The sequence below is a fragment of the Bradyrhizobium sp. BR 10289 genome (assembly GCF_019455385.1).
Lineage (GTDB): Bacteria > Pseudomonadota > Alphaproteobacteria > Rhizobiales > Xanthobacteraceae > Bradyrhizobium.
In genome coordinates this window covers 1-15,623 of sequence record NZ_JACOFR010000011.1, presented here as the reverse complement: position 1 = coordinate 15,623, position 15,623 = coordinate 1, and the positions used below count along the sequence as shown (strand labels likewise).

13 protein-coding genes and 1 pseudogene are annotated in these 15,623 nt (G+C 65.0%); 7 read left to right on the top strand and 7 right to left on the bottom strand.

Going from position 1 to position 15,623, the window contains the following annotated elements; all coding sequences use genetic code 11:
- Nucleotides 1–79 precede the first annotated feature (79 nt).
- Nucleotides 80–442 (top strand): annotated as a pseudogene (locus HYH08_RS19275) (nuclear transport factor 2 family protein); the annotation flags it as partial.
- A 235-nt stretch (nucleotides 443–677) separates the two neighbouring features.
- Nucleotides 678–2,639: a putative bifunctional diguanylate cyclase/phosphodiesterase gene (locus tag HYH08_RS19270; RefSeq protein ID WP_220011386.1), complete on the top strand. Its 1,962-nt coding sequence runs from the start codon at nucleotides 678–680 to the stop codon at nucleotides 2,637–2,639.
- A 128-nt stretch (nucleotides 2,640–2,767) separates the two neighbouring features.
- Here the strand turns inward: HYH08_RS19270 and HYH08_RS19265 are convergent, their stop codons facing one another.
- The 4 genes from HYH08_RS19265 to pgm all read right to left on the bottom strand — a co-directional run bounded on the left by HYH08_RS19265 (nucleotide 2,768) and on the right by pgm (nucleotide 7,457).
- Nucleotides 2,768–3,748 carry a PDR/VanB family oxidoreductase gene (locus tag HYH08_RS19265; protein ID WP_220011385.1) on the bottom strand — a complete coding sequence of 327 codons (981 nt, stop codon included), beginning with the start codon at nucleotides 3,746–3,748 and terminating at the stop codon, nucleotides 2,768–2,770.
- Between the two features lie 7 nt (nucleotides 3,749–3,755).
- Nucleotides 3,756–4,508 (bottom strand): GntR family transcriptional regulator, encoded by a 753-nt coding sequence (locus tag HYH08_RS19260; protein ID WP_220011384.1) that lies wholly within the window; start codon nucleotides 4,506–4,508, stop codon nucleotides 3,756–3,758.
- Nucleotides 4,509–4,511: 3 nt separating this feature from the next.
- Entirely contained in the window at nucleotides 4,512–5,561 is a 1,050-nt protein-coding gene (locus tag HYH08_RS19255) for an aromatic ring-hydroxylating dioxygenase subunit alpha (protein ID WP_220011383.1), read from the bottom strand.
- A 249-nt stretch (nucleotides 5,562–5,810) separates the two neighbouring features.
- Entirely contained in the window at nucleotides 5,811–7,457 is a 1,647-nt protein-coding gene (gene pgm, locus HYH08_RS19250; protein WP_220011382.1) for a phosphoglucomutase (alpha-D-glucose-1,6-bisphosphate-dependent), read from the bottom strand.
- Between the two features lie 144 nt (nucleotides 7,458–7,601).
- On the opposite strand from pgm, the gene HYH08_RS19245 reads away from it, so the two are divergent.
- Nucleotides 7,602–8,744, top strand: coding sequence for an alpha/beta hydrolase family protein (locus tag HYH08_RS19245; protein ID WP_220011381.1), 1,143 nt, complete (start codon nucleotides 7,602–7,604; stop codon nucleotides 8,742–8,744).
- Nucleotides 8,745–9,006: 262 nt separating this feature from the next.
- On the opposite strand, the gene HYH08_RS19240 is transcribed toward HYH08_RS19245, so the two are convergent.
- Nucleotides 9,007–9,198, bottom strand: coding sequence for a hypothetical protein (locus HYH08_RS19240; protein WP_220011380.1), 192 nt, complete (start codon nucleotides 9,196–9,198; stop codon nucleotides 9,007–9,009).
- A gap of 347 nt (nucleotides 9,199–9,545) precedes the next feature.
- Here HYH08_RS19240 and HYH08_RS19235 point away from each other — a divergent pair, with 347 nt between their 5' ends.
- Complete coding sequence (locus HYH08_RS19235) at nucleotides 9,546–10,271, top strand: lytic transglycosylase domain-containing protein (protein ID WP_349631446.1); 726 nt, start codon at nucleotides 9,546–9,548, stop codon at nucleotides 10,269–10,271.
- 24 nt (nucleotides 10,272–10,295) lie between these two features.
- Here the strand turns inward: HYH08_RS19235 and HYH08_RS19230 are convergent, their stop codons facing one another.
- Complete coding sequence (locus HYH08_RS19230) at nucleotides 10,296–11,111, bottom strand: response regulator (protein ID WP_220011378.1); 816 nt, start codon at nucleotides 11,109–11,111, stop codon at nucleotides 10,296–10,298.
- A gap of 264 nt (nucleotides 11,112–11,375) precedes the next feature.
- Between HYH08_RS19230 and HYH08_RS19225 the strand changes: the two genes are divergently transcribed.
- The 3 genes from HYH08_RS19225 to HYH08_RS19215 all read left to right on the top strand — a co-directional run bounded on the left by HYH08_RS19225 (nucleotide 11,376) and on the right by HYH08_RS19215 (nucleotide 14,467).
- Nucleotides 11,376–12,533 (top strand): acyltransferase family protein, encoded by a 1,158-nt coding sequence (locus HYH08_RS19225; protein ID WP_220011377.1) that lies wholly within the window; start codon nucleotides 11,376–11,378, stop codon nucleotides 12,531–12,533.
- 81 nt (nucleotides 12,534–12,614) lie between these two features.
- On the top strand, nucleotides 12,615–13,613 hold the full coding sequence (locus HYH08_RS19220; RefSeq protein WP_220011376.1) for a Bug family tripartite tricarboxylate transporter substrate binding protein: 999 nt from the start codon (nucleotides 12,615–12,617) through the stop codon (nucleotides 13,611–13,613).
- A 5-nt stretch (nucleotides 13,614–13,618) separates the two neighbouring features.
- The gene (locus HYH08_RS19215) at nucleotides 13,619–14,467 is read left to right on the top strand and encodes an MBL fold metallo-hydrolase (protein WP_220011375.1); all 849 of its coding nucleotides are present in this window, start codon (nucleotides 13,619–13,621) and stop codon (nucleotides 14,465–14,467) included.
- 5 nt (nucleotides 14,468–14,472) lie between these two features.
- Here HYH08_RS19215 and HYH08_RS19210 read toward each other — a convergent pair whose 3' ends face one another.
- Entirely contained in the window at nucleotides 14,473–15,357 is an 885-nt protein-coding gene (locus tag HYH08_RS19210) for an aldose 1-epimerase family protein (protein WP_220011374.1), read from the bottom strand.
- Nucleotides 15,358–15,623 lie beyond the last annotated feature (266 nt).

Below are 15,623 nucleotides of genomic sequence, written 5' to 3'. Positions count from 1 at the left end.
GAACGAGGCCGCCAGTTGACTTTTCGACCAGCGGTCGGTATTTACCGACTAACAGTCGGTTTAATCGCGAGGTGACCCCATGCCGAGTCGTGAGATCGTCGAAGCTTTTGCGCAGCGGCTGGAGGACGGGGATTTCGTCGGCGCGATAGAACAGTTCTACACCCCCGATGCCGCCACCTATGAGAATAATGCCGCGCCGATGGTCGGCCGCGACAAGCTCGTCGCAAAGGAGCGCGGCGTGCTGGCCGCATTCAAGGAGGTCAGGGCTGTCCGCGTCGGGCCGAGCCTGATCGAAGGCGACAACGTCGCCTCGCGCTGGATCTTCAGCTTCACGAATGCCGAGGGCGTGACGAGAACGCTGGACGAGATCGCGTGGCAGACCTGGCAGGGCGACAAGCTGATCGAGGAGCGGTTCTATTACGATCCGAAGCAGCTGGGGCGGAGAGCCAGCGCGGACACTCCGTTCCGCGGAGTGAGCGGCAAACATCTCTCCGCGCGTTACAGCCGTAACGCGGCACGCCGCATTTGTATCGATTTGTTATCGATACTGCGCGCGAACACGCAGAAGTGGTCGCGGCGGGCGTGGTGAACGGAGATAATTCATAGTTCGTCAAAGGTTGGCGGCGAATTCTCCGGATCGAGCCGGACAAACGGCCCATGCTGCTGCAGGCTCTGGAATGCGGACTCGACTGACCAGCTTTTTCGCGCGGCTGCTTGCCGGCGATCTGTCGGTGTTCGGCGGTCCCGCAACCGACGACACCATGGCCGGCCACATCCGCGCCGAACAGATGGCGCTGGTGCTCGGCTATTCGGTCGGCATCATGCTCGCCAATGCCTGCAACGCCATCGTGCTGGCGATCGCGCTGTGGCATTCGCCGGACCGGGAGCTCGCCCTGATCTGGGCGATCGTCGTCGCCAGCGCCGCAATCGCGTTCGGACTGCAATCCCACACCGCGCGCCGCATCACCAAACCGCAATTCGTCTCGCGCCACGCCATGCATCGGCTGGTGCGCAATGCCTTCGTGCTCGGCGCCGCCTGGGGCATCGTGCCGGTCGCCTTCTTTGCCGACGCCGCTTCCGGCGGCCAGCTCGTCATCACCTGCCTGTGCTCAGGCATGCTAGCGGGCGGCGCGCTGGCCTTCGCCACCATCCCGGTCGCGGCGATCGCCTTCACGGCGCCGATCTTCGTCGGCATCGCGATCTGCCTCAGCCGGGACGGCGATCCCGCCTATGTGCTGGTGGCGATCCTGGTGGTGGTCTACGGCACCGTGCTGCTGCGCGCCGTGTTCGTCTATTCGTTCTCGTTCGCGCGGCGCGTGATCCGGCAGGTCGAGGCCGAGCGCACGGTGCGGCAGGATCCGCTGACGCTGCTGCCCAACCGCTTCGCCTTCAACGAGACGCTCGATGCCGCGCTGAAGCGCCTTGCGCTGTCGGGCGAGGCGTTCGCGGTGCTGCTGCTCGACCTCGATCGCTTCAAGGAGGTCAACGACAAGTTCGGCCATCCCGCCGGCGACGAATTCCTGGTTCAGGTCGCGAGCCGGCTGCAGCGCTGCACGCGCGCGGCCGAGCATGTCGCGCGGATCGGCGGCGACGAGTTCGCGCTGGTGATGGCCAATCTGGCGCGGCCTGACGATGCGCTCGAGATCGCCGAGCGCTTCGTCGCTTCCTTCACCGCGCCGTTCGAGATCGAGGGCCGCCAGATCATCGGCGCGACCAGCGTCGGCATCGTGCTGGCGCCGCGCGACGGCAGCACGCAGCTCGACATCATGAAAAATGCCGACGCTGCGCTCTACCGCGCCAAGAAGGCCGGACCCGGCACGGTCTGCTTCTTCGAGGCCAGCGACGACAGGATGTCGCGCGACCGCAAAGCGCTGCAGGCAGACCTCGAGGGCGCCATCGCGCGCGACGAGCTGTTCCTGGTTTTCCAGCCGTTCCTTGATCTCGCAGCAAACCGCATCACCGGCTTCGAGGCGCTGCTGCGCTGGCAGCATCCGCAGCGCGGCCTGGTGCCGCCGAGCGAGTTCATCGCCGTCGCCGAGGAGACCGGGCTGATCCACGAGATCGGCGAATGGGTGATCGGCCGCGCCTGCGCTGCGCTGGCCGGCTGGCCCGAGGACGTCAGGGTCGCCGTGAATTTTTCCGCGGCGCAGTTTCACAACACGACGATCCTCCAGACCATCGTGCAGGCGCTGGCCGACGCGAATATCGCCCCGCACCGCTTCGAGATCGAGATCACGGAATCGATGCTGCTGTCGAAATACGGCGCGGCCGGCGCGATCCTGACTGCGCTGCTCGAACTCGGCGTCACGCTCGCGCTCGACGATTTCGGCACCGGCTTTTCCTCGCTCACCTATTTGCGCAAGCTCCCGTTCAGCCGCATCAAGATCGACCAGTCCTTCATCCGCGACATGCTGGTGCAGCCGGACTGCGCCGCGATCGTGAAATCGGTGATCTCGCTGGCGCGCGACCTCGACATCGACGTGGTCGCCGAAGGCGTCGAGACCGCCGACCAGCTCGACTATCTCAGGCAGATCGGCTGCGACGAGGTGCAGGGCTATCTGATCAGCCGGCCGGTGCCGGCGGATGCAGTGCTGAAGTTGCTGGACATGAAGAAGCTGCGGGCGATCTTTGCGGCGTAGGCGCCAAAGCTTTTTACAAGCGTCATGGCCGGGCTTGTCCCGGCCATCCACGCCTTACCACTCGGCTCAAAGAACGTGGATGCCCGGGACAAGCCCGGGCATGACGACGTTTGCGCGGATGTATCGCCTCAAACCGCATCCGCCCGCAGCAGCGTATCGACTGTGATCGTCCCCCTCGCCCGCGAGACGCAGGCGCAGATCTTTTCGTTGCTTTGCTTCTGGTGATCGCTGAAGAAGACGTCGCGATGGTCGATCTCGCCGTCGACGGCGACGACATCAATGGCGCAGAGGCCGCATTCGCCGCGCTTGCAATCGGCTATCACCTCAAAGCCGCTGGCGTTGAGCACGTCCAGCATCGAGCGTTCGCGCGGAATCTCCAGCTCGATGTTGGAGTCCTTCAATCGCACGCGGAAGGTTTCGGTCGGCAGCGTCCCGCTGGAGCCGAAAGTCTCGTAGCGCAGATCCGGCAGCGGATGACCGCCGCCGATCCAGGCGTGGCGTGCCGCATCCAGCATCCGCATTGGGCCGCAGAACAGCGCCAGCGTGCCCTTCGGCAATGAGGCGAACAGCGCGTCGAGATCGAGCCGCCGGCCTTCATCGCTGGCATGGACGACGAGGCGATCGCCGAGCATGTTGGCGAGATCGTCGAGATAGGCGGCTTCAGCGCGGGAGCGCACGGCGTAATGCAGCGTGACATCGGCGCCGCGCCGCGCCAGCGCCTGCGCGGCGCCGAGGATCGGGGTGATGCCGATGCCGCCGGCGATCAGGCAGTAGTTTTGGCGGGTCCAATCCACCGCAAGCAGCGACGACGGCCGGGTGATGTCGAGCCGCGCCCCCGGCTGCAAGGACCACATATAGCGCGAGCCGCCGCGGGAATCCTCGGCCCGGCGCACCGCAATTCGAAGCCCGCGCGGCGATGCCTCGCCGACCAGCGAATAGGACCGCGTCTCCGGCTGGCCGTCGATGCTGACGCTGACATTGATGTGGCTGCCGACCGGATAGGCCGCGCCGTCGAACTGATCGGGGCGGATCAGGAATTCGCGGATGCCGGGCGCGAGATCGCGGGTCGAGACGAGCGTTGCCGGAATCCAGGTTTCGATGAAGCGCATGATGCCCTCAATCGGTTGCGGTCTTGATCAGCGCGAGCGCCGGCAAAAGGTCGAGATGGGTGCGGTTGCGCAATGCGAGCCTCAGGTTTCGCACCGCGAGCCGTGCATGCTCGCGCATCACGGCTTCCGCACGCGCGCCTTCGCGGTTCTCGATGGCGTCGATCACGACGCGGTGGTGCTCCTGCCCGATGATCAGGATCTGCTGCGCCTCGGGCAAGGCCGATTGCGCCATCACGAACGCGCTCGGCGATGCGAATGGCAGCGCCGAGGCGCGGTCGATCTGGCGGACCAGCGGCGGGCTGCGCGACAATTCGGTCAGCAACGCGTGGAAGCGCGCGTTCAGCGCGACATAGGACGAGAATGCCTCGATCGAGATCGGCACCTGGCGCAGCAATTCGTCGATTGCGGCAAGACACTCCTTGAGCGGCTCGAGCTCGCGCGCCGAGACGCCGCGCTCGGCGGCAAAGCGCGCGGCCAAACCTTCCAGCGTACCGCGCAGCTCGATGGAATCGGAGATGTCGCGTTCCGAAAACGCCTTCACCATGAAGCCGCCGGAGGGGATCGCCTCCAGGAGGCCCTCCTCCTCCAGCCGCACCAGCGCCATACGCACCGGCGTGCGCGAGGCGCCTGTCGTCTCCACCGCCTGCAGTTCGGAAATGCGCTCGCCGGGCCGCAAAGATCCGGACAGGATCTGATCGCGCAGCGCAAGCTGCGCCTTCACGGTCTGCGAGACGGAGCGGTCGACCTCACGTTCGGCCATGGTCTACTCCGCGGCCTGCAGGCGCGGCGGCGGGTTTTCCTTCGCCACCATCCTGTCGATCAGCTTGCGCGACCACATCGCGCCGGCGTCGATGTTGAGATTGTAGAAGATGCGGTCGGGGTTCTCGTCCATCGCGCGCTGCTGCGCCTCGAGGATCAGCTCGTCCTCGCGGAAGATTCCGGAGACACCTTCGCGGATCTCGGTGGTGATGCGCTGCTCGCCGATCCGGTAGTTGCGGACGAAGGCCCAGAAATAGTGACAGGTCTTCTCGGTCTCGGGCGTGATGGTGTTGAGCACGAAACCGTTGACGCCCTGCGAGCGGTCGCCTTCCGGAGCGCCGGTGCCGGTCGGCGCCACGCCGACGTCGATGGCGATGGTGCAGGGCGCCTCGAAGCGGATGATCTGCCAGCGGTCGACCAGGCCCGGCTTGCCGAGCTGCTTGGCCCAGAACGGCGGCGCCTCGATGCCGCGCATCCAGCGCGTCACGGTGACGGTCTTCTCGCCATGGGTGACGTCGAACGGCGCTTCGGCGACCGCGTCATTGCCGATCGAGGAGCCGTGCACGAAGGTCTCGTGGGTGAGGTCCATGAGATTGTCGAGCACGAGGCGGTAGTCGCAATTGACGTGGATGGTCTTGCCGTCGCCGGCCCAGGCCGGATCGTGATTCCAGTGCATGTCCGGCACAAGCGCAGGGTCCGCGAGCGCGGGATCGCCCATCCAGAGCCAGATGTAGCGGTGACGCTCGACCACGGGATAGGCGCGTACGCAGGCCGAGGGGTTGATGGTCTCCTGCGAGGGCATGAAGGTGCAGCGGCCCTGCGCATTGTATTTCAGACCGTGATAGCCGCAGACGACGGTGTCGCCTTCGAGCCGGCCCTTCGACAGCGGCACCAGGCGGTGCCAGCAGGCATCCTCCAGCGCGGCGACCGAGCCGTCGGCCTTGCGATACATCACGACATGCTTGCCGCAGATCGTCCGCGGCAACAGCGCGGGCTTCACCTCCGCGTCCCAGGCGGCGGCGTACCAGGCATTCATGGGGAAGGGTTTTGTCACCGGCGATTCTCCCAAGGCTTATGTATGCGTTATGTATACAATAGCGCGGAGATGGAATCGTTCAAGGGTAAAATTGGAGTATCAAGGTACCTATTTTCCAGATGATGTATACAGGGGTAACGGCGACGTCATTCCCCGCGAAGGCGGGGAATCCAGTACTCCGCGGTGGATATTAGGTTCACACAATTGGAGCCGCGGCGTACTGGATCGCCCGCCTTCGCGGGCGATGACAGCGGAGGACGTAGAGGCTTACGCCCCAAACACCTTCTTCAGCCCGGCCTGGGCCTCGTCCTGAATCCGCTTCAGGTGCTCGGTGCTGCGGAAGCTTTCCGCGTAGATCTTGTAGACGTCCTCGGTCCCCGAGGGACGCGCGGCGAACCAGCCGTAGTCTGTCTCGACCTTGATCCCGCCGAACGACTGGCCGTTGCCGGGCGCCTTGCTGAGCGTGGCGCGGACCGGGTCGCCGGCGAGATCCTTCAGGCCGAGCTGCTCGGGCGTGACCGATTTCAGGATGTTCTTCTGCGGTCCGGTCGCGGCGACGTCGATGCGCGCATAGTGCGGCACGCCGAACTCGGCGGTGAGATCATTGAAGAGCTGGCTCGGATCGCGACCGGTCTTCGCCATGATCTCCGCGGCGAGGAGACCCAAAATGATGCCGTCCTTGTCGGTGGTCCACACCGTGCCGTCGCGGCGCAGGAACGAGGCCCCTGCACTCTCCTCGCCGCCGAAGCCAAAACTGCCGCCGACGAGGCCATCGACGAACCATTTGAAGCCGACCGGCGTCTCCACCAGCTTGCGGCCGAGCTTCTTCGCAACACGATCGATGATCGAGCTCGACACCACGGTCTTGCCGATCGCGGCATCCTTGCCCCAGTTCGGCCGGTGCGCGAACAGATAGGAGATCGCGGTCGCCAGATAATGGTTCGGGTTCATCAACCCGCCGGTACGGGTGACGATACCGTGGCGGTCGGCGTCGGTGTCGTTGGCAAAGGCGACGTCGAAACGGTCGCGCATCGCGATCAGGCTCGCCATTGCGTAAGGGGACGAGCAGTCCATGCGGATCTTGCCGTCCCAGTCGACCGTCATGAAGCGGAAGGTCGGATCGATCGCCTCGTTCACGACGGTCGCTTTCAGGCCGTAGCGCTCGATGATCGGGTGCCAGTAATGCACCGCGGCGCCGCCGAGCGGGTCAATGCCGATATTGACGCCGGCGGATTTGACGAGGTCGAGATCGACGACGTTGCCGAGATCGGCAACGTAAGGCGTGATGAAGTCGTAGGCGTGAACGTTCGACGACTTCCTCGCCTTGGCATAATCGATGCGCTTCACGTCCCTGAGGCCGTCGGCGAGCAACGCGTTGGCGCGTTTCTCCACCACGCCCGTCACGTCCGTATCGGCCGGGCCACCATGCGGCGGATTGTATTTGTAGCCGCCGTCCTCGGGCGGATTGTGCGAGGGCGTGACGACGACGCCGTCGGCAAGGCTCGAGGTGCGGCCCTTGTTGTAGGTGAGGATCGCGTGCGAGATCACCGGCGTTGGCGTATAGCCGCCGTCCTTGTCGATCATGATGTCGACGCCATTGGCGGCGAACACTTCGACGGCGCTGACCAGCGCCGGCTCGGCCAGCGCGTGGGTGTCGATACCGATGAAGAGCGGGCCGGTCAGCCCCTTCTCTTTCCTGTAGTCGCAGATCGCCTGCGTCGTCGCGAGGATATGGCCTTCGTTGAAGGTGTTCTTGAACGAGGTGCCGCGATGGCCCGACGTCCCGAACGCCACCCGCTGCGCAGAGTCCGCCACATCGGGCTTGCCCGCGAAATAAGCCGTCACCAGCCGCGGAATGTTGGTGAGCGCGTCCGGCGAGGCCTGCTTGCCCGCCGCGGGATGAACATCAGCCACTGAGATATCCTCGTTCTGTCGCAGAGATTGCCGGGACACCATAGCATCGGGCGGGCCACCGCCAAGGGAACAACACGCGCGGTGGGCCGACCGTTCCTGAGATCATGCTATGGTCCTTCAGATCGGGGCTTTTTCGAGTCGGGCATGACGCTGCTTCACAGGCTGTTGGTTGTTCTGATGGCCTGGCTGGCGACGGCCGGCATCGCGCCCGATGTGATGGCCGCGGAGTTCTATACCGAGGATCTGCGCATCCCGATGGCGGAGGCCGGGCCGCAGGGGCTGGAGGCGTTCCTCGTCCGCCCGGCGGGGACGAAACGCTATCCGCTGGCGTTGCTCAGCCACGGCTCGCCGCGCAGCTTCGACGACCGCGCGACCATGTCGGCGCACAAATATTATGGCATCGCGCTGGAATATGCCCGGCGCGGTTTTGCCGCGCTGATCGTGATGCGGCGCGGCTATGGCACCTCGCCGGGCGGGCGCGTCGACAGCATCGGCGGCTGCGCCAATGCCGCCTATCTGCCGGCGGCCGCGGTTGCGGTGGCGGATTTGCGCGCCGCGATCGATGCGATGGCACGGCGAAGCGACGTCACGATTTCAGGCATGATCGCGGCGGGCCATTCCGCCGGCGGGCTCGCCACCGTCGCGCTGACCGCACAGGCGCCGCCAGGCCTCGTCGCCGCGATCAGCTTTGCCGGCGGCCGCGGCTCGCGCGACGACGACGATGTCTGCAACGAGGACGGCCTGGTGCAGGCTTTTGCCGCGTTCGGCAAAACCTCGCGCGTGCCGATGTTGTGGGTCTATGCCACTAACGATTCCTTCTTTGGTCCCGATCTCGCCCGCCGGCTCTATGGCGGATTTCGGAGCAATGGCGGTCAGGCGAAATTCATCGCCGCGCCGGATTACAGCGACGACGGCCATTACCTCTATTCCGTGGTCGGCCGGCCGCGATGGACGCCTTATGTGGATGCGTTCCTGCGTGAGCGCGGGCTCGGCCATGACGTGCTGAGCCCGCCCGATCCGCTGCCGCCGCCGGGCCAGCTCAACGAGGCCGGGCAGGCCGAGTTCGCGCGCTATCTCGCCAGCACCATGCCGCACAAGGCCTTCGCGGTGTCGCCGAACGGCGGCTACGGCTGGCGTTCGGGGCGGACCACCACCGACGACGCCCAGCGGGATTCGCTCGGCGCCTGCATGAAATGGTCGCCCACCTGTACGCTTTATGCGATCGACGACCGGCTGGCGGGGCCGGCGCAACCGACACTGACGAGCCAAAGCGCCCGCGCGCGATAGAGGCGCGGCGAAGCAGGAGCGCGCGGTCTATGCCGGCAAAACAGCGTCGAGCCGTAACCATACGGATTGCGTCAAATCCGAGCTTGCCCAATGTTCGTCCCGCACTTAACGCGTCCGCTTCGATCGAGGGCAGGTCGCGTCATCAAGAATGAGACTGCGACGGGAAGCACCGGAGGTTGGCAATGACTGCGGCGTTGCAGATCAACTTCGCGCTTTGGGGAATGATCATCTGCGCGGTGATCAAGATCTCCCACCTTGCTCTCTAGCCGACGATCCAGCGCATGGCAGCCAGCGCCGCACGGACAATGCCATAGAGCCAGCCTGCCATCGCAATACCGACCAGGGTTAGGTAGGCGAACGCCACGGCGCGCTCGCCAAGCGGCGCCTTGGCGACGTCGCGCTGTTCGGCAACCATGTCGGTCCCGAGGCTTGCGTGATTGACTGCATCAGACATGGAGCACCTCCGACTGGAACTCTGTCGCAGGATGGTTGCGCCCGATCGACATGAAGCTGAAAAGATCGAGGGGCGCCAGCCAGACCGAAACGGCAGCTGCAATTGATGAAGTGCAGGAGGCGCAGCGTTGCCCCGCCTGCCAATAAAGAAGGCAGTTTGTCACGTTTGTCCCGGTGCAGCTACCGTCCTGAGGTTGCTTCACCTGGCCGGGTATACCTGCTCTGGAGGGCCGACCTCGCTGCGACCGCAGATTATTAACTCCCACGCGATATCTGGTGTCCATGCCGTGGGACCGAGCTCACTTCAGAACCGGGGGGACGTGGAGAAACGTCGCGGCCGCCGCGCTCGTGCTCGCATCGACCGGTGCGCAGGCCGGGGACGACGACGTCGCCACCGCAGGCATCGCGCGTGCGCCGGAGCTGGGGGCTGCGGAGACCTCGGCGTCACGCGCCGAGATCCGAAGGCTCGTCGATTCCGAAACCGGCAAGGCGAATTTGCCGGCCGACCTCGCCGACGCCGTGATCTTCGTCGAGAGCGGCTATAATTCGAGCGTCGTCGGCAGCGTCGGCGAAGTCGGGCTGATGCAGGTGCGGCCTGAAACCGCGGCGATGCTTGGGTTTCGGGGCACGGCCGAGGAGCTGGCCAAGCCGGATATCAATGTTCACTACGGCGTGCTTTATCTCTCGCGCGCCTGGCGGCTGTCTGGCGGAGATCTCTGCCGCACCCTGATGAAGTACCGGGCCGGCCACGGCGAGGAGAGCATGACTCCCCGTTCGCAGGTCTATTGCAATCGCGCACGCAACCATCTGCTCGCCATGAACTCACCCGTGGTAACAGGCGCAACGATTGCCCCGCCGCCGGCACCGGCTCCCGTCGAGGCGACGGTGGCGGCAACGGCGACGACGAGCGTTGCGCGCAGCCCCAAGGGGCCATCGCGGCCCAAGGAGGTCTATATGCGCTTCCGTCAAGGCACGGCTGCGGCAAGCCGCGCCTATTGGGCGGCGCATGAGGTCCGGATCCGCGTCATCAAGGCGCGCATCGAAGCCAAATGGCAAAAGGTCGCGGCGCGCTGAAGCGCGGCGACATGTCCCTCGGAGCTAGAGCCGCTCGCTGAGCGCGAGCTTGTAGCCGACGCCGGTGACGGTCGCGATCACGGGCGTGCCGCTGCCGATGAGCTTGCGGCGCAACCGCGCGACCAGCGCATCGACGGTGCGAATGTCGACCTCGGCCTGGCGGTTGCTGACGACCTCGATCAAATAGTCACGGCTGAGCGGCCGGCCGTCGGCGCCGACCAGGGCCGCGAGCAGATCGAATTCGGCCCGCGTCAGCGCCACCGGCTTGCCGTCGCCACCGAGCAGCTCGCGCCGCGTCAGGTCGATGATCCAGTCGCCGAACGCAATCGAATTGTGATTGCGCGCCGCCTTGCGGTCGATCGAGCGCCGCCGCAGCACGCTGCGCGCACGCGCGAGCAGGTCGCGCAGGTTGATCGGCTTGGTGACGTAATGATCGCCGGCGATCTCGAGGCCGAGGATGCGATCGACATCGGTGTCGCGGCGGGTCACGAAGATGATGCCGGCATTGCTGGTCGCCTGGATCTCCTTGGCGAGCTCGAAGCCGTCGCCATCGGGCAACTGCACATCGAGGAAGACGAGATCGGTGCGCGAGCGCAGCGCCTGGCGGCACTCGGCGCAGGAGCCGGCGCCGACCACGTCGAAATTGTTCTCGCTGAAATAGCCGACCAGCATGGTCCGCGTCACCGGGTCGTCCTCGACGACGATCAGCCGCTCACAGCTCGCCGGACGCACCTCCTGACGCGCGGGATCCGTCACGATGTTGGATGTCCTGTGTGCCTGCGGCGCGGCCTGAAAATTCAAGTCGTCGCGCAAGGCGCCGTCCTGTGAACGTACATTCACGACTGGTTCGAGCCCCCGAATTGCCTGCTGGAATACTAGGCGTGTTGTGCAGCCCAAACAATATTGGTCACGGTATCGAAGTATTAAGTATGAACTGCCCCACAATTCTCATCGAGCGCATCGTTACCTCCGAATGCACCGGGATCCGCTTGTCGCAATGCGGGCTCAACCGCTGGTTAACGTAAAGAAGGTGTTTAGCTTCGGAAAAGCCGGCCACGCCTCTATGGTCCTCGCTCGCAGATAGCAAACCACGGAGCAGGCGCGATGCACGGGCAGGCCCGGCCGATTGTCGGTCGAACCGAGGACGGCGTAACGCCCTTCGCCCGTTCGCACAGCCTCGATGTCCTGCGCGGTCTCGCCATCGTCGGCGTGATGGCGATCCACGTTTCACAATCCTTTCCCTCAAATATCCACGCCGTCGATTACGCCTTCCTGTGGGGCTGGACCGGCGTCAATGTGTTCTACTTCGTCAGTGCCATGACGATGTGCCTGATGTGGACGCGGCGGACCGAGACGAACCCGTCGCGCAAATTCTACATCCGCCGCGTCTTGCGCATCGCACCGCTGTTCTGGCTCGCAATTCCGCTCTACCTCTTCGTCAACGGCACCGGCCCGAGCACCAACGCGCCCAACGGCATCGGTCCGCTCCAGGTGATCCTGACCGCGACCTTCCTGCACGGCTTCTGGCCCGACAGCGTCAACAGCGTCGTGCCCGGCGACTGGTCGATCGCGGCTGAGATGACTTTCTATCTGGTGTTTCCGCTCTTGATCACCGCGTTCGGGTCGCGCCGCCATCTCTATCTCGCGCTCGCGATCGTGCTGCATCTCGTCAATGTCTGCCTGTTCAAGCCGTTCGCCTTCGCGGCATTCTCGGCCTATTACGGACCGGGCCACGAAGGCTTCGTCTGGAACGCGCTGCATATCAGCTTCCTCAACCAGCTACCTGTCTTCCTCACCGGATGCGCGCTGTTCTTCGGCTTGCGCGACGGCTTTGCCACGTCGGATGCTGCGATCTTCGCTGTCTTCATCGCGCTGTCCTTCATTGCCGATCGCGTGACCACCTCGCACGAGTTCAACTATCTGATGATCAATCTCGTGCTCGGCGCGGGTGTTGCCGGCTGCATTCGCTTGGCGCTCCGCTTTCAGCCGCTCGAAGCGCTCGGCCGCAATTCCTATTCGATGTATCTGTCGCACTTCGCGGTGATCGCAGGGCTGCGCCAGATCTGGCCGCTCGCGGACGGGCTGGTCTCGCTGCTGATCGCCTATGCCGTCACCGTCGCACTCAGCTATCTCCTCGCGCGCGCGACCTGGCATCTGGTCGAGCGGCACGCCCAGGATCTGGCGCATCGGCTGACGTCGGGGAGCTCGGAGCGGCCAGCCATCCGGCCGAACATCGCGGCGCCTGCGACCGGCATGCGCTGACTGCAAGCCTGATGCGGCTTGCCTCGCCGCAAGCTTCGAATCTACTCTACGCCCCGAAACGATTTGGTTTCCAGGGGCCCAATGAGCATCGACACACAACGCACGACGCGGCGGGCAATTCTCAAAGCCGCCGGCGGAGCCGCCGCCGCACTCGCCACCCGGGCCGAAGCACAGACCTCTGAGAAGACCACGAAGGTCGTCGTCGGGTTTCCGGCCGGCGGCGGACTCGATGCGATGAGCCGCATCATCGTCGAGAAGCTGCGGACGCAGACCGGCGTTGCCGCCATCGTCGAGAACAAGCCGGGTGCCGCAGGCCGCATCGCTGCCGAAGCGGTGGTCCGGTCCGAGCCTGACGGCGCGACGCTGCTGTCCGCGCCGATCGTGGCGACCGCGTTCTATCCCTTCATCTTCAAGTCGCTGCCGTTCGATCCGCTGGTCGATCTGGCACCGATCACCAGGTTCTGCACCTTCCAGTTCGCGCTCGCCGTCAACACCAAGCTGCCGGCCGCCAATCTGGCGGACTTCCTCGCCTATGCGCGCGCCAACAAGGAGCGGGTGAATTTCGGCTCGCTCGGCGCGGGCACGCCCTCGCACTTCCTCGGCGTGATGCTGAACCAGGCCGCCGGCATCGAGATGGCCCACGTGCCTTATCGGGGCTCGGCGCCCGCCATCACGGATCTCTTGGGCGGCACCATCCAGGCGGCGTTCGACACGACCGCGAGCCTGATGGAACAGTACAAGGCCGGCACGATCCGGCTGCTGGCGATCACAGGCGCAAGCCGCTCGCCGCGCCTGCCCGACGTGCCGACCTTTGCCGAGCTCAAGCTCGGCCTCGGCGCCATCGAGGCGGCGGATTTCTGGTATGGATTCTTCGCCACGGGCAAGACGCCCGAGCCGATCCTCGACAGGCTCAACGGCAATCTGCGCAGCGTGCTGGCCGATTCCGCTGTGCAGCAGTTGCTGTCCGCGCTCGATGTCGGCGTCGTCACTGATACACGTGCGGAGTTCGCCCGCATCATCAAGGCCGATTACGACCGCTGGGGCAGCGTGATCAAATCGACCGGCTTCACGCTGGAGTAGGCGCCATGGAAGTCATCTTGCTCGGCACCGGCGGCCCGCGCCCGGACCCGCAGCGCATGGCAACGACCACACTGATCAGGCTTGGCGAGGAGAACATCCTGTTCGACGCCGGCCGCGGCGTCATGGTGCAGCTCCACAAGGCCGGCGTGCCGCTCGGCGCCATCAATACGATGTTTCTCACGCACCATCATTTCGACCACATCGGCGACCTCTACGACGTGATGCTGAATTCGTGGATGCATGGGCGCAAGGACGATTTACGCATCTTTGGGCCACCCGACACCGAACGGCTCGTCAACACGCTGGTCACGCAGGTCTACGACAAGGACATTGCCTGGCGCGACCAGGGCGAGCCGACCTTCGGCGGCTGGAAGCCGGTGATTGCGACCGACATCATTCCCGGCCCCGTGCTCGACACCGGCCGCTGGAAGATCAGCGCCGAGCTGGTGTCGCATGGCGACGGCCTCGACATGTCACCGGCATTTCTGGCGCGCTGGATGTGTCTCGGCTACCGCTTCGAGGCGGAAGGCAAGGTCATTGCGATCTCCGGCGATACCGTCCCCTGCCCCGGCCTCGAGCGCCTGGCCGAGGGCGCCGATTTGCTCGTCCAGGTTTGTTTCCTCGCGACGCCCGAGATCAACAACGAGCACTTCCGCCGGCTTGCGAAATACACTCTCGCCTGCGGCGACACCGTCGGTAAAGTCGCGGCCAAGGCCGGCGTCAAGAAGCTCGCGCTGACCCATCACCGTCCACGCACCGACGATGCCATGCTGCGCGCGCTGCTGGCGGATGTCAGGAAGGATTATGTGGGTCCCGTCGTGCTCGGCGAGGATCTCACGCGGATCGAGGTCTGAGAACGTTAGGACGATCCTACCTCGATCCGGTACGACAGCTCTTCCGCCGCACCTGGCGCGAGATGCATCAGGCCCGGCTTGTCGCTGAACTCGCCGTCGAACTCTTTGGGGCTGGCATAGCCGCGCCAAGGCTCGATGCAGAGGAACGGCGCGCCCGTCGGTTTCGACCAGATGCCGAGCTCGCGAAAACCGCGCCATGACATCCTGAGCCATGGTCCGGCGCCATGCCCGGCCGCATAGCGGACCGCATCGCTGTTGACGGGGGCGAGGATGACGGCGTCGTTGGTGAACAGGGATTCCGACAGCGCAAGCACTGTGCCTCGCACGGGACTCGGATCCGTTGCCGCGAGCAGCAGCCCGGCCTCGACGCGGCGAACCGGAGACGGCTCCTCCTCCGTGAAGGTCAGCACGTAGCTTTCCTTCGGTACGCCGGCCTGAAGCGGCCAGTTGAACGCGGGATGGCCGCCGACCGAGACTGGCAATGTCTCGTCACCGGTGTTGACGACCGTGAGCGCGAGATCGAGGCTGGCCTCATCAATCGTGTAGGTGGCAATCAGGCGGAACGCGAACGGATAGAGCGCGCGCGTCGCCTCGCTGTCCTCGAGCACCAGCGCACAACTGCGCTCACCGCGCTCCGCCCAGGTAAACCGGCTGTCGCGCGCGAAGCCGTGCTGCGTCATCCGGTAGGTCTTGCCGAGGTGCCGCATCTCGTCATTGCCAAGGCGCCCGACGATCGGAAACAGCAGCGGCGCATGGCGTTGCCATTCCGGTCCTGCTTGCCAGATGAATTCGGTGCCACCACCGTCTGTCAGCGAACACAGCTCGGCGCCGTGCGCCTTGATGGTCGCCGTGAGGGAGCCGCTGCGAAGCGTGTGGGTGTCGTCGGTCATGACCATTACCCTCGAAGCGGCCCTTGGCGCGCCGTTCAGAGCGGCCCGCAACAGCGCTCGCGACCTTCATGACAGCTACTGCAAGAGGGACATCAAATCCATAGGTTTTTCTCGGTTGCCAAACTGCCGCAATTATCGGCCATAAGCCTTCATTCCTACCTTCCGTTGCGGCCCGGCATTCGCTAAGGCTGCGTCATTTCCTGCCCTCTTTTCACGAGACCGTCTCAATGTTTCCCAAGCCGAAATCCGTCCTGCTGCCCAACACC

Bases quoted from the DNA above. Each gene is read 5' to 3' on its own strand.
- HYH08_RS19270 (WP_220011386.1), top strand. From the start codon at position 678: ATGCGGACTCGACTGACCAGCTTTTTCGCGCGGCTGCTTGCCGGCGAT.
- HYH08_RS19265 (WP_220011385.1), bottom strand. From the start codon at position 3,748: ATGCGCTTCATCGAAACCTGGATTCCGGCAACGCTCGTCTCGACCCGC.
- HYH08_RS19260 (WP_220011384.1), bottom strand. From the start codon at position 4,508: ATGGCCGAACGTGAGGTCGACCGCTCCGTCTCGCAGACCGTGAAGGCG.
- HYH08_RS19245 (WP_220011381.1), top strand. From the start codon at position 7,602: ATGACGCTGCTTCACAGGCTGTTGGTTGTTCTGATGGCCTGGCTGGCG.
- HYH08_RS19240 (WP_220011380.1), bottom strand. From the start codon at position 9,198: ATGTCTGATGCAGTCAATCACGCAAGCCTCGGGACCGACATGGTTGCC.
- HYH08_RS19225 (WP_220011377.1), top strand. From the start codon at position 11,376: ATGCACGGGCAGGCCCGGCCGATTGTCGGTCGAACCGAGGACGGCGTA.
- HYH08_RS19220 (WP_220011376.1), top strand. From the start codon at position 12,615: ATGAGCATCGACACACAACGCACGACGCGGCGGGCAATTCTCAAAGCC.
- HYH08_RS19215 (WP_220011375.1), top strand. From the start codon at position 13,619: ATGGAAGTCATCTTGCTCGGCACCGGCGGCCCGCGCCCGGACCCGCAG.
- HYH08_RS19210 (WP_220011374.1), bottom strand. From the start codon at position 15,357: ATGACCGACGACACCCACACGCTTCGCAGCGGCTCCCTCACGGCGACC.